Origin of the sequence: Sphingobacterium multivorum (assembly GCF_900457465.1) — a bacterium.
GTDB classification, from domain to species: Bacteria; Bacteroidota; Bacteroidia; order Sphingobacteriales; family Sphingobacteriaceae; genus Sphingobacterium; species Sphingobacterium multivorum.
This window is the reverse complement of sequence record NZ_UAUU01000008.1, coordinates 91,308-115,053: the sequence shown is the minus strand read 5'-3', so window position 1 is coordinate 115,053 and position 23,746 is coordinate 91,308. Positions and strand designations below refer to the sequence as shown.

The window sequence follows — 23,746 nt, the reverse complement described above, 5'->3', positions numbered from 1 at the left end:
GGCCTGCTTATTATACAATAAATACCTTGCCAAAAAGATCCTGTATATCCACTATTGTTACATTAGTTCACATAAAAAATCGATTTCATCGAAATGCTTTTCTTAAATTTGGAGATTTACAACAGTTGATAGTTAAAATCCTATGAAGTTTATAAATCGTACGACAATTGCACTAGCTTTATTCTTAACCATGGCAAACAGTCCTTATAGCAAGGCAAATCCTGATGAGGGAATGTTTCCATTGAGCGAATTAAATAGAGCTGGATTGAAGAAAGCCGGATTAAAGATCAGTGAGAGAGACATCTACAATCCTGGCCAGGTCGGACTGGTAGATGCCCTGGTTCAAGTTAGTGGATGTACTGGATCGTTTGTCTCAAACCGTGGTCTGATTATTACCAATCATCATTGTGCTTTTTCTGCCGTTCAACTTGCGAGTACAGCAATCAACAATTACCTAAAAAACGGTTTTGTCGCACAAAATCAAGAGCAGGAAATTGAGGCAAAAGGATTAAAAATAAGAATTACCGATTCTTATGAGGATGTTTCCGCTAAAATATTAAATGCTGTCGCTAACATCAGCGATCCAGTGGAGCGTATCAATACGATCAAACGTAAACAACAAGAACTGGTTAAACAAGCTGAAAAGGAAGATCCAACGATTAAAGCTGAAGTATCGGAAATGTTTATCGGCAAAAGTTATGTCCTATTCCGTTATAAAACAATTGAAGACGTTCGTTTAGTTTATATTCCACGTCAAAACATCGGAGAATTTGGTGGAGAGACCGATAACTGGGTATGGCCACGCCACACGGGAGATTATTCTTTTCTGAGAGCTTATGTCGGCAAAAACGGAAAATCTGCACCTTATTCTAAAGATAACGTTCCTTACCAGCCCAAAAAACACCTTAAAGTCAATCCAAATGGGGTACGGGAAAATGATTTCACCTTTATCCTTGGTTATCCCGGAAAAACATTCCGACACAGACCAGCACAATATATTCAATATCAACAGGAATATCTTTTGCCTTACGTATCCAACCTGTATGATTTCCAAAATAAACAGATGGAGGAAGCAGGAAAAGACAATACCGATATCGCCTTGTCCTTGGCAACACGCATAAAACGTAATGCGAATGTATTGAAAAACTATCGTGGTAAACTCAAGGGCTTACGAGGAATCGACTTGCTATCGACAAAAAAACAAGAAGACGAAGCACTGGCAGCGTTTATCTTAAGTAAACCCGAATTGAAAAACAAATATGGAAGTCTACTCGCTGATATTGATGCCTATTATCAGCTCAGTGATCAAGATGCCCTTAAGGAACTTTGGATCAACAATATTTACAACAGCACAAGCTTATTGAAAGTAGCTCGCGACCTAAACGTTCTGAAAACCAACTTAGCCAAGGAAAAATCATCCCAGGTGGCCAAACAGCTTTTCGATTTAAATATTGAAAAGTTAAAAACAGCACTTAAAGAAACTTACGAAAGCTACAATAAGCAAGCTGATCAGCGTATTTTCTCCCGAATGTTGGAAGATGCCATTGCATTCCAAGGTAAAAATCAATTGGCCTCCATTCAGAAATTGCAATTTAATACGGCTACTGCACAAGAATTTGCAACAGAGATTATTCAGAACAGTAAACTTGGCGATCAAAATTACATACTAAATACTGTCTTGGCCAATGCCGATGCACTTCAGAAATTTGACGACAAATTATTGGATTTCCAGGGCAAATTGAACAATGATATTGTCCAGTTCGCTGCTGAACAAAAAAGACGTGAAGGGGTACTGAACAAATTAATGGGCGATTATGTCGCCGTTAAGGAAATTTTCCAGGCCAAGAACTTTATTCCTGATGCAAATTCAACCTTACGTCTGACTTACGGGCACATCAAAGGCTACTCGCCTGCTGACGCAACCTATATGAAACCGTTTACAACAATCGAAGGGATTATTCAAAAAGGAAATCTTGGTTTAGCAGAATTTGACTATCCACAAGAAATCAAGACAGCTTACCTCAACAAAAATTTTGGTCCGTATCTTCAAAAGGATCTGGGATCCGTACCGGTCAATATCCTATATGATATGGATACCACAGGTGGAAATTCAGGATCTCCAATTATGAATGCCAATGGTGAATTAATCGGTGTAAATTTTGATCGTGCTTACGACGCAACAATTAATGATTTCGCTTGGAACGAGAGTTACAGCAGATCCATCGGAGTCGACATTCGTTATGTCCTCTGGGTTGCCGATAAAATTGACAACGCGCATTTTATCCTGAAAGAAATGGGTATCTAATCTGGTCTAAAACAAGGCGCAAGAAAGCCGCTGCATCGAGAGATGCAGCGGCTTTTTTTTGTTCACCACGCTATTTCCGATTCGCCCGGCGGCGTGCCACTGCGAACGAAGAATTCACCGTAAATCAGAACCTATTCATCTAACTCAGAATAGCTTCGCGTACTATTTTGCCCCTTGGAGCAAAGAAGAGAAAACAGTCTTCAAACGCAACAAGCCTGTTGTCAATACCTCCCTCGAACAAGCAATGTTGAGGCGAATAAAGTCATCACTCCCCTTCCCGTACATCGCACCTACATTCACCTGCACATGCGCTTCATCCAATAAGAGCTTTCCCAATTTTCGACTTGAAATCCCCAAAGCGGCGCAATCTACCCATACCAGATAAGTACCCTCCAAAGGAAGCACATGCAAAGCAGGCAGATGTTCGTTCATAAAGCCTTTCAAATACAGATAATTTGCATGGATGTAGCTTAAAGCCTGATCCAACCATTCCCCGCCCCACTCATACGCAGCGATCAAGCCCGTAATGGCAAAGGGGCTAATGCTACTGATCTCATTAGCTAAGAAAGCCTGTTGCACCTTCCTCTTGAGTTCAGGATCGGCCACGAGGACTGTAGCGACCTGCAATCCCGCCAAATTAAAGGTTTTACTCGGTGCTACACAGGTAATCGAATTCGCCAAAAAGGCTGCACTGATACTTCCAAAAGGAATATGTGTATAGCCTTCAAATACCAGATCGCAGTGAATTTCATCCGAAATGACTAAAACTTGGTGTCGCAAACAGATTTCACCAAGACGTTCAAGCTCAGCTCGGGTCCAAACTCGCCCAGCCGGGTTATGTGGGCTACATAAAATAAATAACTTGACTTTCGGATCACTTGCTTTATGCTCAAAATCCTCAAAATCGATCGTATACTCGCCATTACGATAAATCAGGTCATTGGAAACCACCTGGGCTTGATTGCGTTCTATGGAAGAAAAAAAACAATGATATACAGGTTCTTGCACCAAAACCTTATCTCCGGGTGATGTCAATGCGCTAACCAAAGCCGAAAGCGCCGGTACCACACCGATAACTGGAAGTATCCATTCCGGTTGAAGTACAAATTTATGTCGCCGTGAGGACCAGCTCATCACTGCGCTGTAAAAAGCAGCTGGAATCGTAGCATAACCATATACCGCATGTTGAACCCGTTGCGCAAGTGCATCCACGACTGGTTGTGCTGCTGGAAAGTCCATATCCGCAACCCAGAGTGGAATCAAATCGGCATAATCATGTTGATTCCATTTGACCGAATCGGTACCACGACGAACAATCGTTTTGTCAAAATTATAGATCATACAGCAATTTAATTAAAATTAGGAGGCATTTGCAAAAAAAATATGATAAAGTAAAAGGGGGTTCAGATCGCACGATAAATTACTTAGTGAAGGCTAATATACATAACAAAACTCGCGGACATAATAGACAACATGCAATAAAAAAATCCAGTATACCTGGATAAGCAGAAAGCGCTATCTTTACAGAAAATAGCATAACAACTATGGCCAAAAACAACTTTTCATTCCGTGCCAGATTAAAGAGTTTTCACTATGCTTTCAGTGGGTTGAAAACAGCCTGGCAGGAAGAACATAATTTCAGGGTGCATTGTATAGCGGCCATTATGGCCATACTGCTATCCGTTGTGCTTCACATCAGTACCCACGAATGGATTGCTGTACTCTTTGCCATTGGTTTTGTATTCGTCTGTGAGTTGTTAAATACTGCATTGGAAAATATGGCTGACTTTATCTGTCCAGAACATAACCCAAACATCAAAAAGATGAAAGATGTCGCCGCAGCGGCAGTGATGATAAGCAGCATCACCGCGCTATTGATCGGCCTATTAATTTTTACCCCCAAGCTGATCTCATTGGCCCTTCGTTACATTTTCTAACGCGAATTTCTCATCAAATGCAATCTTCTTCGGATCAACAAAAGACATTTTTCCAGCTTTCTCCTTCATCGCACCATAACCTTCCATTGCACGAGCTTTAGATAATTTAAATATCACCTGGCGGACCGATTCCTGTCCCTCAGAAGAAAAAGTATAATCGGCCGTTAAAATGTCCCCCTTCAATACACCATCAATATGTCCGCTATTACGATCTTTTTCCTTCCAGGCATAGCTAAGATCACCCTGTACCTTTTCTCCATCAACAGTGATTGACAGTGAAATGGTATCGCCATTTTTAAGGTACTGATATGTACTCTTTCCACTAAGAAACCCCGCGGTATCCAACGGTTGAGTAGTTTGAACAGTATCATTGCGTTTCGTTGAAGTAACTTGTTTTTTTTGTTCCTGATGGCAGCCAGCACAACACAGCAACGCTATAAATCCGAAATTGATTATTCTCATCGTCTATTTTTTGTTTGATCGTATAGATAGCAATTCAAAAGAATTTTTGTTTTAAATAACTACCATTTAAAATTTTCAAATTCAAAAAACAAAAAGCAAGCGAATATTGTTTATAAGTTAGATAGCAGTCTACTATTTTAGCACGATATAAGCTATTAAAAATAAACAATTTAGTAACAATAAAATTATCGTAGGCTTATTGTAAAGCTAATTTTTATTAGTAAATTGTACATTATAAAATTCAGGAATTCTTAACCAATATTAGTATGAAAGATGTAAGCTTTAAGAAATTTGATAGTGGATGTACATCACTCACAAAATTGTCCATTGAAACAGACTTGGCTATTATTGTTAAAGAGCAAGTTACGATTCCTTCCGAATCCAAAATTGAAAAACTCAGACGCTGTAAAGAAGAATTACTTAAAAGCCTTTGGTTTGTTCAACGTCAATGTTGAGATAACATTTTCCTTCAATTTTCGACTATCCGCCGATCAGCCTCTTATGGTCTGACCGCCACACATTCAAGTCACTTTTAACACAAAATAAGCCCCTCTGCTTTATGCTTTTTGGGGCTTTTAATATATTCAATAATTCGCCGTCACAAGGGATCAAAGCGATTTCAAATGTTTATAATTAGACTTAATGGTATCCCACACCTCTTCGAAATTACCCGACAACATTAATTTTGCCATACTTTCTGTCATCCCTTTCATTTGACTGAAGGATATCTTTGGTGGCATAGCCAATGCATTGGGATTGGTATATAGATCAATTAGGACAGGCTCATCGACAATCCCAAAAGCCTCATGGATAACACCATCCACCTCCTGGGGTTGAGTCACCGTAAATGCACGTATGCCCATCGCCTGGGCGATCATCGCAAAATCTGGATTGACCATATTAGTTTCCTGATCTTTAAGACCTGATACCTGCATCTCCAATTTAACCATACCAAGTGCACGATTGTTGAAGACGATGATTTTGATCGGTAAGTTATATTGTTTTATTGTTGCCAGATCCCCCAACAACATGGATAGGCCTCCATCGCCACAAAAAGCAATAACCTGGCGCTCAGGATGTGTCAATGCAGCTCCAATAGCCATTGGCATGGCATTAGCCATAGAACCATGATTGAAAGACCCCAGCATGATTCGATCCTTTCGCTGATTAATATAACGTGCTCCCCAAACACAGCACATCCCGGTATCAAGCAAGAAAATCGCATCATCATTGGCTTTCTGATCAATGGTATGAGCGACAAATTCTGGCTGTATTGCGCATTCGCTGCCTGAATCCTCCACATACGTCATGAGATCTTCCTTGACCTTTTCATAAGAAGCAAGCTGCTTCTCCAGAAATTTCGTATCCGAACGCGCTTCTACAAAGGGCAATACCGCTTTTAAGGTATGCTCAATATCGCCAACAAGCCCATAGTCTACGATGGATCTACGCCCTAGCTTTTCACCTTCAATATCAATCTGGATAATGGTTTTGTTGGTCGGTATAAAATCCTTGTAAGGAAAATCAGTCCCTAAAAGTAAAATAAGATCGGAATGATGCATACTTTGAAATGCTGAAGCCATTCCTAGAAGTCCTGTCATCCCGATTTCATTGGGATTGTCGCGTTGGATATCCAACTTTGCTTTAAATGAATAACCTACTGGCGCATGGATCTTTTGTGATAATGCTACAATTTGCTGCTGTGCTTTCTTGGCCCCCACACCACAGAACAAGGTTATCTTTTCTGCTTGATTGATATATTGTGCCAATCGCCCAATTTCCATCTCCGAAGGTCTAATTTGCGGCTCGGTAAAAAACACCTTCGTTGAAGTATTCATTTGAACCGCTTCCATTTCTGATACATCACCAGGTAGGCCGATAACTGCAACATCCCGTTTAGAGATAGCCTGTTGTAATGCATTTTGCACCATACGTTGCACCTGCTCCGGCCGAGTGATCATTTGGTTGTAGCAAGAACAATCATCAAACAGCTTGATTGGATTGGTTTCTTGAAAATAATCGGTTCCAAATTCGTAGGTAGCACATGTTGATGCGATCACAAGCATGGGTACACGAGTCTTGTGTGCTTCATAAACACCATTGATCAGATGCACATGCCCAGGCCCACTGCTTCCCGCACAACAAGCGATCCCGTGCAAATCAGCTTCTGCCGTTGCAGCAAACGCCCCCACTTCCTCATGCCTGACATGTATCCATTGCATCGTTCCATCTGCATGAACAGCTTCGTTGAAAAAATTTAAACTATCGCCCGTTACGGCATAAATACGCTGAATTCCCGCATCCTTTAAAAGACCCACAATCTGGTGTGCTACATTTTTCATACTTATACTATAATTTAAGATTTTGTGATAGCGGCATCGTGCAAATTATATTGCCGCTATTTAATAACAACAATAATGTAGCGTAATGGTTTGGGACATTAGCTGAACAGGTCTGTCGTTTCCCAAGCGTATAATCTGGTCGAATGTGCAATAACAGCCTCAATTGGGAGCAGGTATACACTGAGCTCAAATTAAAGCCAACAATTCGCTATACTTGAAATAAAAAGAAATTGTATTCAACAAAAAAAGCTGTTTCAAATTCATTGAAACAGCTTTTTTAAAATGATAGCTTGGATAAATCCTTAGTTGATTTGTCGCGACAACTCATCGACAAAACGCTTTGCATCATTGAGATCTTTATTCCAGTCCGCATAGCGTTTAGCGGTATTTAATTTTGCAATTTTTGCATTTAGCTTCGCTAGGTTGGCTTGATCTTTTGACTTCTCCAACTTGGCTTTCAGAATGCCGACTTTGGTATAATCCTGAATACCTTCCAACATACGCTCGTAACGGATAGAGCTTCTTCCTTGCGGATAAACAATATAGGTGTCTCCTGCCGGCCACGTACGGAACCTTGAATCATGCAGTGGATCCTTCACCCAGGAGTTGAATGCCCAACGCAGTGCCCCATCGAAACCTGCCGCCAGCGCATACCAAGCCATATAGGTGGATTCTGCTGGATCCGAGAACGTAAATTGATTTGGAAATTCGTCCGAACAGCACACATAAAATGTCGTGATATATCCTTTTTTACGTCGCTCAATAAGATCGTTCTGATCAAAAGGATCGCCAGCGGCGACGCTGATATCTGTACTCTTATGATAGCGTTGGTAGCTTTTGTGATTATCAGCAAATGCAACACCAAATTCGGGCGCTACTTTTTCCAATAAGGCGATCGCTGGATCCATTTCTTCCCGGCCTCTTTCATCCATCGCAATATTGGTAATCTTTAACCAGCCCTTTGCGGTAATATGCTTACTAAAATCCTTTAAGAAAGGCGTCCATAGCTCCTCAAATATTGCTGTACCGGGTTTTGCAATCACATTGACCAGTTCATTTTTGCTCTCATCGAAATAATGTACCTCGTTGTTCCATGGTAAAAGCGAATAGCAATTGATCTGTTTGTTGACCCCTAGATCCATCATAAAGTTTACCCATCGATCAAAAACAGAATAATCATAAACCCAGGAACCGTCTTTTGCTTTCTTCCAGGTGATCATATCCGCATAGGGATCATAGGTCTGTACGTTCCACGCATCCTTATTTAAAGTCGCTGTAATCACTTTTTGCCCAGCAGCTGCAAGCTGTTTCATGGTCGGCTTCAACGCTTCAAAATGTTCATCGCTCCACATCTTCACATTATTGACCCGAGCCACAGCAGAAGGATGCTGCCATTGGTCCAAATGATAAGTCCACTGCGACGATGGCGGCAGCACATGATTTTGAACATTGACGATAAGCTGTAATTGCTCTTTCACCTTGCCATTTTGCTGAACCGAAATTGTCGTTTTATATTGTCCTGCGGCAGCTTCCTTGGGAACCTTTACGGTAATCCATACAGGACGGACTTTCTTCGCTTCAAGGTCATAGCTTTTGAGATCATCCAACATATCTGCCGAAAGAGAAGCTTTAAAATCTTCTGGCTTACGATGGCCACAGCCACTTGCAAATTCATCAGTCATGACATAACGAACAAAACGCGCTTGTACCGCATCGCTGCCAATCACCTTGCCTGTTGTAGATTTTAATTCACTTGCTGATACAGCGACATGCGCTGTGGCAGCACTGGTCCATAACAATACTTGCGCCGATACTTGTTCACCTTTCCAGGCATCTACAGTCGCCGTACGTTGTGTTGTCAGATTTGGATTGACAGATTTGGGGTAACGTTTGTCTATCGATACAAACGAAGCATGTAGGCCGGCTTTAACATTCGACCAGTTGGATAACGTATCCTTTGTCGGATCGGCCATTTCAGTAAATGTTGTCCCTGTAGCAAAACGCTGCTGGGAAAATCCCGGATTACTGCCGCAAAATAGCATACAAGCCAGGGCAATAGAAGAATAAATTGTAGTTTTAGGCATAACAGTTATAATTAACAAAACTTTAGCGAAGCGATGATCTTCTTTCCAGCCCAGGAGCAGGGTGCTCGCAGAAAAAAGGCAAACAACTTCTGTTTGCCTTAAAAATAGTAAAATTTTATTTATCTATAACTAACTTTGTTCAAAAATTTCAGAAAGTGCTTTATACAGTTCAGGATGATGGGTCTTGAATTTCGCTGGGTCCTCAAAGAAATATTCAGACGCAACTGCAAAAAACTCGGCTGGATTGGTCATGCCATAGACATCAATATCAGATTTATTCGCCTTTATTTTGGCAATCTCTTCCCGTATCAGATTCATAAAAGGAATGACTGAAGCTTTATCCATCAGATGTGTTGGAATGCCATCCACAGTACCATCGGTTTTATCGATCAAGTGTACAAATTCATGTATCGCTGTATTCTGTCCATCTTTTGGGTTCCTAAAACCATACTCCAATGCCGATTTGGACAATATCATTTGTCCGTTCATGGCTCCCTCACCTACCATTCCCATTATATTTCGGTCAGCATGGCCTTCAAATTCATACGCTGTATTGAACTGGGAAGGATAAACCATAATATTGGTCAAATTGGGATAAGTCCATTTCTTAAAGGCAAATATTGGGATAATTGCACTGGCGGCAATCATCATATAATCTTTCAGCTCAACCGCTACGCCCACACCTTCAATTTTGACTGTATCCAAAAATTTTAAACAGCGGGTTTCAAATTCCATTTTATCCGCATTGGACAGATTGCGGTAATAGGCAACTTCTTTTTCCAGAATTTCCTTTCCTTCGTCGCTTAATACACGTTTAATGGCTTTGCTGTTTTTGGCCGTACGATTTAACAGGTAATAAACAACATAAATGGTTACTGGTATAAGCAGTATAATAAATAGTTTTCCTAACATATTAGTTGATCTGTATCCATTTGGGATCCCGAGCCTGCAAATTACGCAAAAAGCCTTTAAAATGTGAGGTTCCGAATAAGATTAAAATCTTTTGCTGTGGGGCGTCAGCAACTAATGATGCCAGGTTTTCTTCCCTTTTTTTCATGACAAATTCTTTATCAAATTTGTTCTTTAAGGCTGCTTTGATCGGTTTACAGGAATAAGGTTCTTGGAGCGGTGTTTTGTAATCACAATCATCCAGTTTGATCGTACCATACAGGTATTCAAACTCGTCAAGCAATTTATTTTTGGGAATATCCGCATTCACCGCCGTTTCATAATTCACCAGGAAAAAGGAATAATCGGGCTGACTGATGATTCGTTGCCCCAGTTTACGGTACATGGGCGCCCGAAGAACCCGGGAGGTATCGCCCGGTATTTCAATACATTGCTGCAGCCCGAGCCGATTGCCTGTAAGTTTTCTAAATTTGCGGTCATACAGATCACGTTGTGCCGCACTATCCACCTGATAGGCGATACTTTCATAAAAAACAACATAGCCCGAACGTTGGAGGGAATCTACAGCGCGCTGAATTTGATCATAGTACACCCTCGTACCCAGATGCCGCATTGGAATATAAACGACTGATCGATCGCCATGGCGAAGCTCGAATTTTCGTGAGGCATCACGCAAGACACCTGTACCTTGAACCATCAATGACGTTTGGCAGCCCAAAAGAACAAACAACACAAAACAAAGGGAGATAATCTGTCTCAATCGCATACTATTCATTATAATATCTATTCTTTGCTAGCAAAGACAATACCATCTGACGTTAATTTGCCGGTATTAGGCAAATTTTGACTTCAGGTAATTACTTTTCAAGATACTTTTATATGAATAACATGAAATGATAACAATATATTATCTCCCTTGTTCTATAAATTTTATAAGCTTGTCAATCCTATTGTTGTTCCATTTGGAATTACAGCATTTTTTTTGATGACAACAATGCCGTCACAAATGGTATAGGTGGGGTGATTGGCGTTCAGCAAATGAGGTCCACCATTGATCCGGACATCGTTGCCGATACGACAATTTTTATCCAAAATAGCATTCTCAATATAACACCGTTCTCCAACACCGACCACAGGTATATTTTTACGCTTTGCTTCCTCCATATCGACGAGATCCTCATAATAATCTGATCCCATCATATAAGTACCGCGCACAACAGATCCTGTACCAATCCGTGAACGAACGCCCACGACGGAACGGTCTATTTTATCAGCTTGGATAATACAGCCATCCGAAATGACCGAATTGATTAATGTTGTACCCGAAATCTTAGAAGGCGGCAACATCCTTGGACGGGTGAAAACCGTATTTTTATCAAACAGATTGAAGGCCGGAATATTATCGGTCAAACCAATGTTGGCTTCATAGAAAGACCCTATGGTACCGATGTCTGTCCAATAGCCCTCAAATTGATAGCTAAGCACCCGACTTGTATCAATGGCATCGGGAATAATTTCTTTACCAAAATCCATTCCGCGATTCTCTTCAAGCATACGTTTCAGGACGCCTTTTGAAAAAACATAAATACCCATAGAGGCCAGGAATTCTCTGCCCTCACCCTTTAAATGATCACTCACTTCTGAACTCCAGTCTACCAGCTGCTCGCTATTCGGCTTCTCGATAAAAGAGGTGATATGATTCTTTTCATCCGATTTCAGTATACCAAAACCGGTGGCATCTTTGGCGTTTACTGGTATAGTCGCAATGGTCAGGTCGCCTTCGTTTTCGACGTGGAAGTCAACCAGCGCATCAAAATCCATTTGATATAGCTGATCCCCTGATAAAATCAGTACATAGTCATAATCAATACTCGCCAGCTTCCGAAACGATCGTCGCACGGCATCGGCCGTACCCTCGAACCATTTGTCGCCATCGTTGGTCTGTTCAGCAGCCAGAATATCGACAAAGCCCTTGCTAAAAATACTAAAGTTGTAGGTATTCTTAATGTGGGAGTTGAGCGACGAAGAATTGAATTGTGTCAACACAAAAATCTTGTTAAAACCCGAATTAAGACAATTCGAGATGGGAATGTCCACCAAGCGATATTTCCCGGCAATGGGAACTGCTGGCTTAGACCGTTGATCGGTCAATGGATACAGACGTGAGCCCCTTCCTCCGCCCAAGACGATAGCTACTACATTATGACGTGACATATCAAATTACATTAATTGGTTATATAGACTTATATACTTCGCTGCAGATTTATCCCAAGAAAAATCCAACTGCATCATTTTACGTTGATTCTCCTCAAACTGCTTTTTACTATCGTAAAAATTTATAGCCCGAACAATCGCTGCACTAATTTCAGTGATTGTCAGACTATCAAAACCTATACCGTAGCCATCATTTTTCAGATCGATTACCGTATCTTTTAATCCCCCCACCTGATGCACGATCGGCAATGTACCGTACTTCATAGCATAGAGCTGATTAAGCCCACAGGGCTCAACACGGGAAGGCATTAAAAGAAAATCCGCACTGGCATAAAGCCAATGGGCCAGATTTTCATCATAACCAAAGAACACATCAAAATTATCAATTCCATCATCGACGAGTGATTTCACACGTGACTGGATCGCTGGGTCTCCGGCACCCAGTATAAATATACTTAATCTATCGTGATATTTCTCCGTCAAATCCAAAATTATCTCCGGAAGTAAATCCGCTCCTTTTTCTGTTGCAAATCGGCCGATAAAAACAAGCAACGGTCGATCTGGATTGATTTTATACTGCTTCGCCAAAGCCTCCTTATTTTTCAACTTTCCGGAAAAAGCTTGTACAGCATCATAGTTTTCTAGCAAGGTATAATCAATTTTAGGATCCCAGATTTCCCAGTCAATTCCATTGACAATACCGACAGATTTATTTCGCTCATCATAAAACAGCTGCTGCAAACCATTTGCTTCCACATAAAGCTCTTCGAGATAACCTTCGGAGACCGTTGTGTACGCATCGCAACATTTAATGAGGGCTGCAAGCGGATTAATTAAACCATCCCAGTCCAATAATCCCCATTTCCAACTATCGAAAGCGGGCAACAGAATAGCTTTACTCCAATGCGTCCAGCCCTGATACTGCCCATTGTGGACGGTGGCCACCGTTTTAACGTCGGCAAGAAAGTTATAGTCATTGCTATACCTCATCAAAAAAGGCATTAAGCCGACATGATGATCATGGCAATGCACGATATCAGGTACTATATTTTTATCCTTAAACCACGCCAAAACAGCATGTTGAAAGGCGATAAACTGCTCGCCTTCATCCGGATAACAATATACCTCCTGCCGATCGAGTTTACCTGGAATCTTAATCAGGTAGAGCTCAAATCCAAGTACCTGATGATCTTCCTTATAAACACTGTAGCGCAGCAATTCAGATCCTTGATAAAAAGTACCATCATGAACTAGGCTAAAAGCATGATCCCTAACAAAAGGACGATCATACCAAGGCATGACAACCGCCGCCTCCCATCCCAGTTTGGTTTGGTATTTGGGCAGCGCGCCCACGACATCCGCGAGACCACCTACTTTGGCCACGGGATAACATTCTACACTCAAGTGAAATACGTTCATTCTTCTTTTACAGCATGAGATTTAATAACAAGATTTTATACAGGGATACGCTCGCCTTGTTTAATGGGATTGACTTCCTTTACCGCTCTCTTCCTTTTCAAAATATATCCGCCAAGCGGAGGTAAATGAACTTGAGCAGACTGTACCTGGTTCATCCAATGCAGGTGTTCACTATGAATGAGCAGCTGATGTATTCCAGAACCGAAATAGGTCAAATCATCCGAATTCAGCAGCACTTCCCATTCACCAGCGTAAGGTAAACCAATACGGAAATGTTCCCGAACAACAGGCGTTAAGTTAAGTACAACAACCGTATCATCCCAGGCGTCAAATCCCTTTCGCCAATAGACCACAACCGAATTTTCACGATCACCAGCATCTATCCATTCAAAGCCCGAAGCGTCAAAAGCCTTCTGGTAAAGACTTGGTTGGCTCCTATAAACCGTATTCAGGTCGGCTACAAATTGCTTCATACCCTGGTGTGGCGCAAATTCCAAAAGATGCCAATCAAGCGCTTGGTTTACATTCCACTCCGAAGTCTGCCCAAATTCTCCGCCCATAAACAGCAATTTTGTTCCCGAAAAAGTATACATAAAGAGATACAATGCCCGCAGGTTGGCAAACTTTTGCCATTCATCGCCCGGCATCTTATAAATTAATGAATGCTTTCCGTAGACAACCTCATCATGTGACAGCGGTAGCATAAAATTTTCATGGAAAGCATATACTGTCGCAAAGGTCAGTCGATCATGATGATAGCTGCGATTAATCGGATCCTCTTTAAAATAATCCAATGTGTCATGCATCCAGCCCATCATCCATTTCATTCCAAACCCCAATCCACCAGCATAGGTTGGGCGACTGACACCCGGCCAGGAAGTCGATTCTTCCGCGATGGTCTGCACATGTGGGAAATGTCCGTAAACGGCCTCATTCAGTTCTTTTAAAAATTGTACTGCTTCAAGATTCTCATTTCCACCAAACTCATTGGCAATCCACTCGCCTGCGTTTCGACTATAATCCAAATAGAGCATAGAAGCAACCGCATCGACCCGAAGTCCATCGATATGAAAACGATCCAACCAATAAAATGCATTACTGATCAAAAAAGAACGCACTTCATTACGTCCGTAGTTGAAAATATAGGATTGCCAATCGGGATGAAACCCTTTCCGGGGATCTTCATGCTCGTATAAGCTCGTACCGTCAAAACGATAAAGACCATGTGCGTCACCTGGAAAATGCGACGGAACCCAATCCAACAATACGCCTATCCCGGCGGCATGCAGCTCCTCAATCAGATACATGAGATCTTGTGCCGATCCGTAGCGCGAACTCGCAGCAAAATAGCCCGTTATCTGGTATCCCCAAGAAGGGTAATAGGGATGTTCCATCAGGGGCATAAATTCTACATGGGTAAAATTCATTTCCTTCACATAGGATACGAGCGCCACAGCGATTTCGCGGTAGTTGAGCAAAGTATCCGGACTTTCGGGATCCCGCGACCAAGATCCTAAATGCACTTCATAGACAGACCATGGTTGATCCAGCCTGTTTTTAACAGCCCTTTCCTGCATCCATTGCTTATCCTGCCACTCGAACCAGGTCGAATGAACAATGGAAGCAGTCTTTGGCGCGATCTCCCACTGAAAAGCAAAGGGGTCTCCTTTTTCAAGTTGTTCGCCAGTATAAGTCTCAATAACATACTTATACGCCTCCCCATTGCCAAGCCCCGGAATAAATCCCTCCCAGATTCCGCTACCATCCCAGCGCACATAGAGCGCGTGACGCGCTTTATCCCAAAAATTGAAGTTGCCGGTTACAAAGACCGATTTTGCATTTGGAGCCCAAACCGCAAAATAAACGCCTTTTTCACCATTGACTTCCAGCTCGTGTGAACCGAACTTTTCGTATAATTTGAAGTGCTTACCCGACTGGAATAAGGCGACATCAAATTCAGAAAATAGACTATGCGGAATTACTTCATTGGTCATGTTTTAACCTTCTATCAATATGTTATCAAATTCTCGTGCGACATTAATCCAATACCGCCCCTTATCATCTACTTGTACTTTTGTCTCAATACCATCAGTCTTCAACTTCTTAACCTGAAAAGGCAAGCCGATTAACTGTAATTTATATTCCTCATACCGCTCCGTAAAAAGCCCATCTTGCGTCTGTTTAATCGACAGGGATTCTTTGAGCCCCGATACGGTAAAGCATTTTTCAAGATAAATATCCTGCTCATAGGCAAAGGTGTCACCATGATCCGAATACACATACGAACGGGTTACACCTTCAGCGAAGTAAACATTGAGCTGCAGCTCCTCAATTTTCTTTTCACCAGTATATTGCATCACTGGATATTCGGGGATAACAGATCCCCCACGAATGAAAATCGGCATCTCATCAATCGGCGTAGGAACAGTATGTTCTTTACCGCCCACGTAGGTTTCATTATTGAAATAATAGAACCAAGTACCTTCAGGCAGATAGACAATCTTGCTTTTTTGTCCCGGCTGCAATACTGGGGATACCAATATTTTATCCCCAAAACAGAATTCCTCCTCACGTTGCCAATTGGTCGGTATATGCTGTTCGACCATGGAAATCGGACGTAATATGGGAAAACCATACTTCGTTTGCTCCCAAAAACAGGTATAGATATACGGCAACAACTTATAACGGAGTTCGATAAATTTCCGATTGATCTTTTCCCAATCCTCCCCAAAACTCCAGGGCTCCCGGTCGCGGGTATCGCCAGCGGAATGCACACGCATAAAAGGCGAGAAAACGCCAAATTGCATCCATCGCGTAAATAACTCACCGTCGGGTTCACCCGTAAACCCACCGATATCCGTTCCACAAAAGGACATGCCCGAAGTCGACAAACGCTGTAACTGCAAGGTTCCCAACTTGAGATGTTCCCAACTCGCCAAATTATCGCCGGTCCAGACCGAAGAATAGCGTTGTGTTCCCGCATAAGCCGCTCGGGTGATGGTAAATGGCCGTTTATTTTTATACAATTTCTTTAAACCATCATAGGTTGCCCGGACCATCTGCATGCCGTAGATATTATGTGCCTTACGATGCGAACCCCGATGCCCGTCATATTGGTGACGTACATCGTCGGGGAATGTTCCGCGGCCAAATACCGCCGGTTCATTCATATCGTTCCAGAAGCCAGCCACGCCATCTTCCACAAGGCCCTGATATAAGGTGCCCCACCATTGACGAACCTCCGGATTGGTAAAATCAGGAAATTGACAACGTCCCGGCCACACAAATCCTTCCATAAAATAATCATCCCCGCGGCGACAGAAATACCTATTTTCCTTTCCTTCCCTGAACACCCAGTAGTTCTCATCAACCTTGATGCCCGGGTCGATCATCACCACCGTTTTAAAGCCATCATTGGCCAAATCGCTGATCATATTCTTAGGATTGGGAAAATACTGCTTGTTCCAGGTAAAACAGCGGTATCCTTCCATGTAATCGATATCAAGATAAATCGCATCACAGGGGATCTGTCGCTTCCGAAACTCCTCAGCAACCTTCCGGACATTCGCTTCGGGATAATAACTCCAGCGACACTGATGGTAACCAATTGCCCACAGCGGTGGCAGGTAATGCGTACCTGTCAGCGTATGATAGCGACGGATGACGTCGATAATATGTGGACCATGGATGTAGTAGTACTGCAGTTCCCCTCCTTCGGACCAAAAGCTTGTTTTTCCCGGATCTTCCGCGGCGAAATCAAAATACGTTTTAAAGGTATTGTCAAAGAATATACCGTAGGCTTCACCATCTTTTAAACCAATATAAAACGGAATAGTTTTATAAAGTGGATCCTGATCGTAAGCAAAAGCATAAGTGTCTGAATTCCAGTTTTTAAGTCTTTTACCTCTCAGGTTCAATTTAGTGGCCTTGTCCCCCAGTCCATAAAAAGCTTCATTTTCAAAGGCCACTTTTGTGCTATATACATAATAGCCTCCAAAATCAGGGTTTTCCTCCCAGTGCATCGGCGCCAAATCTGCATTGAACAGTTTACCTGAACGATCAGCAAAAGAAATCAAAAAATCATTCTTATTGATCTTACAGGAAATAGTATTCGTATGCACCAGATAATGATCTGCCTCTTCCTTGCATTGATGTATACTGACGCGGTGATCTTTCTTGGCCAAGGCATACGAAAAATCCTCCAAAAAAGTCCCTTGTGGAGCCAGCCGTACTCGCACGATCTCATCCGTGACGATCTTAATTTCTACCTTGGCTTTGCCGTCAGAAAAATAATAAGACTTATCGTTTTGATTGTGGGCTACTATCGTTTCAAGGTATTTCTTTTCAATTTTCGGTAAATCCAATACCGGATTATTCACATGATGCATACTCTCCAAAGTACCATCATTTTCCTCCTCATGTAGTGTGGTTTGATTTAGGTTGTCGTCTTCAAGCATAATTGTAATATGTTAAAAAGTTTCTGAAGGCTTAATTCCTCTTTAAGATAGAAAATTAATCCTGCGCTGACAACAAAACACAAAAAAAAATCCCGCCTATTGGGAAAGACGGGATTTTTTTCAATACCTGTGGATAAACTTCTACAGCTTACTTAACAAAATGCGCACGAAGCATCCAGGCCATCTTTTCATGCTTTTCCAATAGTCCAACCAAAAAGTCCTCCGTACCATTATCTGAAGTGCCTTCAACCACAGAAATGTCGGCACGAATTGACATCGCTATAGCTTCATGGTCAGCCAACAATTCTTTGTAATAGGACTGACTGTCGGTTTTTTCTGAAGTAGACTCCGTTAAACGAGTCAATTTCAAATATTTATCAAAGGTACCTACCGCATAATGCCCTAAAGTACGTACACGTTCTGCTACTTCATCGATCACTTCAGCTAGTTCATCGTATTGTGATTCCAAAAATAAGTGAGCAGCATGAAAATCCGCACCTTCCACATTCCAATGCGCGTTACGCGTCTTCATGTAGACAATGTGTTCATCTGCCAACAGCACATTTAACAACTTTGCAACTTTTTTCAAGTCCGCATCTTTAATTCCAATTGAAGTTTTCATATTATAATCTTTTGTTAACTATATGTTTTAAATGCTTAGTTAAATTTACCCAAAAATGCGGTAAAAACCAAATAAAAGCCAGTCAAATTCACAACAATTACCTCACCCCACTATACCAAACCAGACTTACATTTCGTATTACTGCAAAGCGTTTGCTAGACTGAAAAATGAAAAGCGAAGGCTGCACCGACAGTGTTCTTTGTAGAAACAGATAAGACCTAGATTGTACCTTATGAACGAAACATTTTAAACAAAAATCGATCAAGCTATTATTTAAAGCACATAATGTTGTATTTTTGCAGACATCTTTATTTTGAGGGAAAGCTGCGGACAACATGGACAACAACACCTATTTTCACAAATTCAAACAGGATATTTCAGCGATTGAACTTCCAACACGATTTACCTTCCCATTTTGCTATGAACCGCACCCCCTTGCCGTAACCGCCGCAAAAGAACTTCAATATTACATCGAAACACAAGAGGACTGGACCCACAATTTTGGCCTGGACAGCGCCATGGAGGGCCTCGCTATTGGAAAAATGTTCGGTGTGCTGGTTGTCAGAAACCAACACAATGAGCTTGGCTACCTTGCCGCTGTTTCGGGAAAACTGGCCGGAAGCAACAAACACCGCTATTTTGTACCGCCAATATTCGATATGTTGGAAGAAAACAGTTTTTTTCTAAACGAAGAGGTGCATCTCAATGCACTGAACCGCAAAATAGAAAGGCTTGAAAATAGTGAAGAGCTAGCAGACACGCAGCGTAATCTTGACCGGTTAAAAAATGAATGGGATAAGTCGCTCGATGAGCTAAAATCGAAATTAAGAATCCAAAAGAAGGAACGAAAAGAAACCCGTACAAAACTGAAGGTCAGTTTATCCGATGCGGAATATGAATTATTGATGGAAGACATGCGGAGCCAGAGTTTAAAAGACAAACAACAGCTTCAGCGCTTTCAATATGACATGCATTTGGCTCTGGAAACAGAGTGTAACCATTTACAACAATTGCTATCTACGATTACCGCGCTAAAAGAGGAACGCAAAACACGCTCAGGCAATCTGCAAAAACAGCTTTTCGAACAATATAATTTTCGCAATGCAAAAGGGCAACGCAAGAATGTCGTCGACATATTCCATGAATTTGACACGATAACTCCGCCTGCGGGATCGGGGGAATGCGCTGCGCCAAAACTGCTGCAATATGCATATGAAAACCAGTTAACACCCCTAGCTTTGGCCGAATTTTGGTGGGGCTGCTCCCCTGCATCTGAAATACGCAGGCACAAAAACTACTATCCGGCATGCCGCAAAAAATGTGAACCGATTTTAGGGTATATGCTCCAAGGCTTGGTCGTAGATCCGAATCCCATGCAGCAGGAAACGACCTTGGATATCGCACTTCCTCAAATTTATGAGGATGAAGATATTATCATCATCAACAAACCAGCAGAATTTCTTTCTGTACCAGGAATATATGTCAAGGATTCGGTCTACAACCGTATTCTTCAACGTTATCCAAAAGCAGGCCCGATTATTATCCACCGCCTGGACATGTCGACATCCGGCCTATTGGTTGTTGCCAAAAACAAAGAAGCGCATAAATTTATTCAGGATCAATTTATTCAGCATACCATCAAAAAAACATACATTGCCTTACTTGATGGTATTATCGAAGCTCCATCCGGCTTGATCGACCTCCCTCTTCGCGTCGATCTGGATGATAGACCCCGACAAATGGTCTGCTACACCTATGGCAAGCCAGCGCAGACAAAATGGGAAAAAATTGCGATAGAGAATAATCAAACGAGGATCAGGTTTTATCCCTTGACTGGCCGAACCCACCAGCTCCGCATGCATGCCGTGCACCCCAATGGGCTAAATACACCTATTGTTGGTGACGATCTCTATGGCAAAAAAGCTAATAGATTACACCTTCATGCCGCTTCAATTACCTTTATACACCCTCGTTTCAAAAAAGAAATGACCTTCGAAATCGAGCCAGATTTTTAATAGCGCTGACTATATCGTTACAAAAGTCAGTAAATAAAGTAGCGGAAAATCATCGCCAAGTCAAAATGTAATGTGAAAATTATTGACCCAAATCAATAATTTAACATAAACAACTCACAAACAAATACTTACAAACAAATGTAATTCAACTACTTTCCTTTATTACATTACAATAAAATTTTAATTATTCTTAATTTTTTGTTTCCTTTGTTCACTGATTTTTTGATTTTAATACCTATAAAGTCAAAAATAAAGTAGAAACAGGAAAACAATTTTGAATTTTCAAGATTATAGCAATATAATGAGAGCTAAAATAGACGCAACAACCTTCATAACTAAACTCTTTTTTTCGATAACGCTCGTACTAACGGTGTCCATGGCTTTTGCCCAAAACAAGACCGTAACCGGTACAGTTAAAGATGCAAAGACCAAGAATCCTATACCCTATGCTACCGTAGCCGTCGTTGGCGCTCCGGCTTCTGCTGGAACCACGACGTCGACCAATGCAAATGGTGAATTTAAACTTGTCTTTCCAACATCGTATGTAAAAATCAGAGCAAGTTACATTGGGTATGACAGCAAAGACGCTTTTGTTACGAATGATGCAACGCAAACAAAAGAAATTCTGATGGATCAACAGGACAACATGCTGGAAGAAGTTGTTGTCAAGGCCACAAAGAAAAAATACAGCAACAAAGATAATCCTGCTGTCGCACTGATCCGAAAAGTCATCGAGAATAAGGAGAAAAATAGACTTTCAGGACAACAATATGCTGAATTTGACCAGTATGAGAAGATGTCTTTAGGACTGAGCAATCTTTCGGAGAAATTCGTCAATAAAAAAATATTCAAAAACTATCAATTTCTTTTTGAAACGGACGACTCCGCTAAAACAGCCAACAAATATGTTTTACCTGCCTTTATTGAAGAAAAAATGTCCAAGGTATATTACCGTAAAGATCCAAGCAAAACCAAACAGTATATCCTTGGTGACCAACGGGCACAATTTGACCCTAGATTTATTGATAATGATGGTCTGACAGCCTACTTCAATAAACTGTACGAACAAGTTGATATTTACGACAACAACATTTCATTGGTTACCAATCAGTTTTTAAGTCCAATTGCAAATTCCGCTCCTACTTTTTATAAGTTTTTTATAACGGATACCATTAAGACTGTTCAACCCTGGTTGGTCGAATTAAGCTTCTTTCCACGCAACAAGGCCGACATGTTATTTAAAGGTCAACTGTATGTGACGCTAGACGGCAATTATGCGGTGCAGGGCGCCAATATGACTGTGGCCGATGATATCAATCTAAACTTTGTACGTGACCTTCAGATACAGCTTAAATTTGAGAAAGACAGCAAAAGTCGCTTCTACCTAAAAACAAGTACCCTGGGTATCGATTTTTCTTTAACGGAAAAAGGCATGGGGATCCGCGGAAGTCGTACAGTTGATTACAACAATTACAAAGTCGGCATTCAGCGTCCTGATAGTACCTATGATGGTCCATCTACGGTCATTGCCTATAATGTAGAAAATAAGAAAGCGATTAAAACATTGTTTGAAACACAACGTCCGCTTGTCCTTGCGCAAAACGAACTGAATATTTATCATAATATTGATACCTTACAAAAGATTCCTTCATTCCGTTCGTTCATGGATATCGCTGCCTTATTGCTGTCAGGATACAAACAGGCCGGCCCAGTTGAGATCGGTCCAGTCAATACATTCTATAGCTTTAATCCCGTAGAAGGTTTCCGTTTACGTGTCGGCGGACGTACAACAGAAGCGCTAAGCAAGCGTTTCTATGCTGAATCGTATGCGGCCTATGGTTTTAAAGATCAGAAATGGAAGTACTTTTTCAGCGGTACCTACGCATTTAACAACAAATCGGTCTACTCCTTCCCAATGCACTACATCAGGGCCTCTTATAAAAAGGATACGAAGATTCCAGGACAAAAACTGGAATTTATTCAGGAAGACAACTTCTTGCTGTCTTTCAAACGCGGTGATAATGACCGTTACATCTATGAGACAAATTACGGCTTAGAGTATAAAAAAGAATTTTTAAACCACTTGGCTATTGGCGCGGCATTCAATATCAACAGACAAACACCTGCTGGAAGCCTTACCTACCAGATGGTAGATGCCAACAATGAAAGCAGACTGTTTAATGAATTGAACTCGACAGAAGTATCCGTAAATTTCAGATATGCTCCACATGAAGAGTTCTATCAAGGCAAGATTTACCGGACACCTATATTCAATCAATATCCGATCTTCACGTTCAATTATACTGCTGGAATCAAAGGATTGGCTAAAGGTGAATACAATTATCACAACTTTAATGTTGGTGCATTCAAACGCTTTTATTTTAGTCAATTTGGATTTGCTGACGTAACAGCTGAAGGCAACTATATTGCAGGTAAAGAGATCCCATTCCCTTTCTTGACAATCCATCGTGCCAATCAGACCTATGCTTATCAATTGAACTCGTATAACTTAATGAACTTCCTGGAGTTTGTTAGTGACCACAATGCCTCTTTGAACGTGCAGTATTACATGAACGGTTTTCTGTTGAATAAAATTCCTTTGATCAGAAAGCTTAAATTACGTGAAGTATTTAGCTTCAAAGGTGTATATGGCGGACTGCGCAAGGAAAACAATCCTGACGATCCTAACTATGGCTCAAAGGTATTCACTTGGCAGCACAATGCAGAAGGTGTACAGAGTTCTTATACCTTCGGTTCAGAACCTTATATGGAAGCCAGTATCGGTCTATCCAACATTTTTAAAATATTACGCGTGGACTACGTAAAACGTCTAAATTATCTTGATCACGTCGATGCACCAGCTTGGGGTATTCGTGCGCGGGTCAGATTTGACTTCTAATAGTTTCCATAAATTTATAGTATAATTTGAAGCCCTGTTCATATAAATGACGGGGCTTCTTTTTTTGCCCTAGGCTTCCGC

The 23,746-nt window shown here is 41.4% G+C and carries 16 protein-coding genes; 5 read left to right on the top strand and 11 right to left on the bottom strand.

Features of this window, described 5'->3' with window-relative positions:
- The first annotated feature begins 142 nt into the window (after positions 1-142).
- Complete coding sequence (locus DTA23_RS08920) at positions 143-2,305, top strand: S46 family peptidase (protein ID WP_112374471.1); 2,163 nt, start codon at positions 143-145, stop codon at positions 2,303-2,305.
- Positions 2,306-2,467: 162 nt separating this feature from the next.
- Here the strand turns inward: DTA23_RS08920 and DTA23_RS08915 are convergent, their stop codons facing one another.
- Positions 2,468-3,646, bottom strand: coding sequence for a MalY/PatB family protein (locus DTA23_RS08915; protein ID WP_112374470.1), 1,179 nt, complete (start codon positions 3,644-3,646; stop codon positions 2,468-2,470).
- Positions 3,647-3,849: 203 nt separating this feature from the next.
- Between DTA23_RS08915 and DTA23_RS08910 the strand changes: the two genes are divergently transcribed.
- On the top strand, positions 3,850-4,242 hold the full coding sequence (locus DTA23_RS08910) for a diacylglycerol kinase family protein (protein WP_070569758.1): 393 nt from the start codon (positions 3,850-3,852) through the stop codon (positions 4,240-4,242).
- Here DTA23_RS08910 and DTA23_RS08905 read toward each other — a convergent pair.
- Positions 4,216-4,704, bottom strand: coding sequence for a hypothetical protein (locus DTA23_RS08905; protein WP_112374469.1), 489 nt, complete (start codon positions 4,702-4,704; stop codon positions 4,216-4,218). The genes DTA23_RS08910 and DTA23_RS08905 overlap by 27 nt on opposite strands.
- A 266-nt stretch (positions 4,705-4,970) precedes the next feature.
- On the opposite strand from DTA23_RS08905, the gene DTA23_RS08900 reads away from it, so the two are divergent.
- Entirely contained in the window at positions 4,971-5,159 is a 189-nt protein-coding gene (locus tag DTA23_RS08900) for a hypothetical protein (RefSeq protein ID WP_112374468.1), read from the top strand.
- Between the two features lie 153 nt (positions 5,160-5,312).
- Here DTA23_RS08900 and DTA23_RS08895 read toward each other — a convergent pair whose 3' ends face one another.
- The 9 genes from DTA23_RS08895 to DTA23_RS08855 form a co-directional block, all read right to left on the bottom strand.
- Entirely contained in the window at positions 5,313-7,046 is a 1,734-nt protein-coding gene (locus DTA23_RS08895) for a thiamine pyrophosphate-dependent enzyme (protein WP_070569752.1), read from the bottom strand.
- Between the two features lie 302 nt (positions 7,047-7,348).
- Positions 7,349-9,130 (bottom strand): DUF4091 domain-containing protein, encoded by a 1,782-nt coding sequence (locus tag DTA23_RS08890; protein WP_204990732.1) that lies wholly within the window; start codon positions 9,128-9,130, stop codon positions 7,349-7,351.
- A gap of 129 nt (positions 9,131-9,259) precedes the next feature.
- On the bottom strand, positions 9,260-10,042 hold the full coding sequence (locus DTA23_RS08885; protein ID WP_112374467.1) for a M90 family metallopeptidase: 783 nt from the start codon (positions 10,040-10,042) through the stop codon (positions 9,260-9,262).
- 1 nt (position 10,043) lies between these two features.
- The gene (locus DTA23_RS08880; protein ID WP_139145087.1) at positions 10,044-10,805 is read right to left on the bottom strand and encodes a hypothetical protein; all 762 of its coding nucleotides are present in this window, start codon (positions 10,803-10,805) and stop codon (positions 10,044-10,046) included.
- A 164-nt stretch (positions 10,806-10,969) separates the two neighbouring features.
- A complete protein-coding gene (locus DTA23_RS08875; protein WP_070569746.1) occupies positions 10,970-12,253 on the bottom strand; it encodes a glucose-1-phosphate adenylyltransferase in 1,284 nt (427 codons plus the stop codon).
- A gap of 6 nt (positions 12,254-12,259) precedes the next feature.
- Complete coding sequence (locus DTA23_RS08870; RefSeq protein WP_112374466.1) at positions 12,260-13,672, bottom strand: glycogen synthase; 1,413 nt, start codon at positions 13,670-13,672, stop codon at positions 12,260-12,262.
- A gap of 35 nt (positions 13,673-13,707) precedes the next feature.
- Positions 13,708-15,666, bottom strand: coding sequence for a 1,4-alpha-glucan branching protein GlgB (glgB, locus tag DTA23_RS08865; protein ID WP_112374465.1), 1,959 nt, complete (start codon positions 15,664-15,666; stop codon positions 13,708-13,710).
- A 3-nt stretch (positions 15,667-15,669) separates the two neighbouring features.
- Positions 15,670-18,129, bottom strand: coding sequence for a glycoside hydrolase family 31 protein (locus DTA23_RS08860; protein ID WP_112374464.1), 2,460 nt, complete (start codon positions 18,127-18,129; stop codon positions 15,670-15,672).
- Positions 18,130-18,277: 148 nt separating this feature from the next.
- On the bottom strand, positions 18,278-18,751 hold the full coding sequence (locus DTA23_RS08855; protein ID WP_070569738.1) for a Dps family protein: 474 nt from the start codon (positions 18,749-18,751) through the stop codon (positions 18,278-18,280).
- A 335-nt stretch (positions 18,752-19,086) separates the two neighbouring features.
- Between DTA23_RS08855 and DTA23_RS08850 the strand changes: the two genes are divergently transcribed.
- Positions 19,087-20,766, top strand: coding sequence for an RluA family pseudouridine synthase (locus DTA23_RS08850; protein WP_112374463.1), 1,680 nt, complete (start codon positions 19,087-19,089; stop codon positions 20,764-20,766).
- Between the two features lie 376 nt (positions 20,767-21,142).
- Positions 21,143-23,665 (top strand): DUF5686 and carboxypeptidase-like regulatory domain-containing protein, encoded by a 2,523-nt coding sequence (locus tag DTA23_RS08845; protein WP_112374462.1) that lies wholly within the window; start codon positions 21,143-21,145, stop codon positions 23,663-23,665.
- The last annotated feature ends 81 nt before the right edge of the window (positions 23,666-23,746 follow it).

What these genes read in the sequence shown, in the direction of transcription:
- DTA23_RS08920 (WP_112374471.1), top strand. Translation starts at nt 143, where the DNA reads ATGAAGTTTATAAATCGTACGACAATTGCACTAGCTTTATTCTTAACC.
- DTA23_RS08915 (WP_112374470.1), bottom strand. Translation starts at nt 3,646, where the DNA reads ATGATCTATAATTTTGACAAAACGATTGTTCGTCGTGGTACCGATTCG.
- DTA23_RS08910 (WP_070569758.1), top strand. Translation starts at nt 3,850, where the DNA reads ATGGCCAAAAACAACTTTTCATTCCGTGCCAGATTAAAGAGTTTTCAC.
- DTA23_RS08905 (WP_112374469.1), bottom strand. Translation starts at nt 4,704, where the DNA reads ATGAGAATAATCAATTTCGGATTTATAGCGTTGCTGTGTTGTGCTGGC.
- DTA23_RS08900 (WP_112374468.1), top strand. Translation starts at nt 4,971, where the DNA reads ATGAAAGATGTAAGCTTTAAGAAATTTGATAGTGGATGTACATCACTC.
- DTA23_RS08895 (WP_070569752.1), bottom strand. Translation starts at nt 7,046, where the DNA reads ATGAAAAATGTAGCACACCAGATTGTGGGTCTTTTAAAGGATGCGGGA.
- DTA23_RS08890 (WP_204990732.1), bottom strand. Translation starts at nt 9,130, where the DNA reads ATGCCTAAAACTACAATTTATTCTTCTATTGCCCTGGCTTGTATGCTA.
- DTA23_RS08885 (WP_112374467.1), bottom strand. Translation starts at nt 10,042, where the DNA reads ATGTTAGGAAAACTATTTATTATACTGCTTATACCAGTAACCATTTAT.
- DTA23_RS08880 (WP_139145087.1), bottom strand. Translation starts at nt 10,805, where the DNA reads ATGCGATTGAGACAGATTATCTCCCTTTGTTTTGTGTTGTTTGTTCTT.
- DTA23_RS08875 (WP_070569746.1), bottom strand. Translation starts at nt 12,253, where the DNA reads ATGTCACGTCATAATGTAGTAGCTATCGTCTTGGGCGGAGGAAGGGGC.
- DTA23_RS08870 (WP_112374466.1), bottom strand. Translation starts at nt 13,672, where the DNA reads ATGAACGTATTTCACTTGAGTGTAGAATGTTATCCCGTGGCCAAAGTA.
- glgB (WP_112374465.1), bottom strand. Translation starts at nt 15,666, where the DNA reads ATGACCAATGAAGTAATTCCGCATAGTCTATTTTCTGAATTTGATGTC.
- DTA23_RS08860 (WP_112374464.1), bottom strand. Translation starts at nt 18,129, where the DNA reads ATGCTTGAAGACGACAACCTAAATCAAACCACACTACATGAGGAGGAA.
- DTA23_RS08855 (WP_070569738.1), bottom strand. Translation starts at nt 18,751, where the DNA reads ATGAAAACTTCAATTGGAATTAAAGATGCGGACTTGAAAAAAGTTGCA.
- DTA23_RS08850 (WP_112374463.1), top strand. Translation starts at nt 19,087, where the DNA reads ATGGACAACAACACCTATTTTCACAAATTCAAACAGGATATTTCAGCG.
- DTA23_RS08845 (WP_112374462.1), top strand. Translation starts at nt 21,143, where the DNA reads ATGGCTTTTGCCCAAAACAAGACCGTAACCGGTACAGTTAAAGATGCA.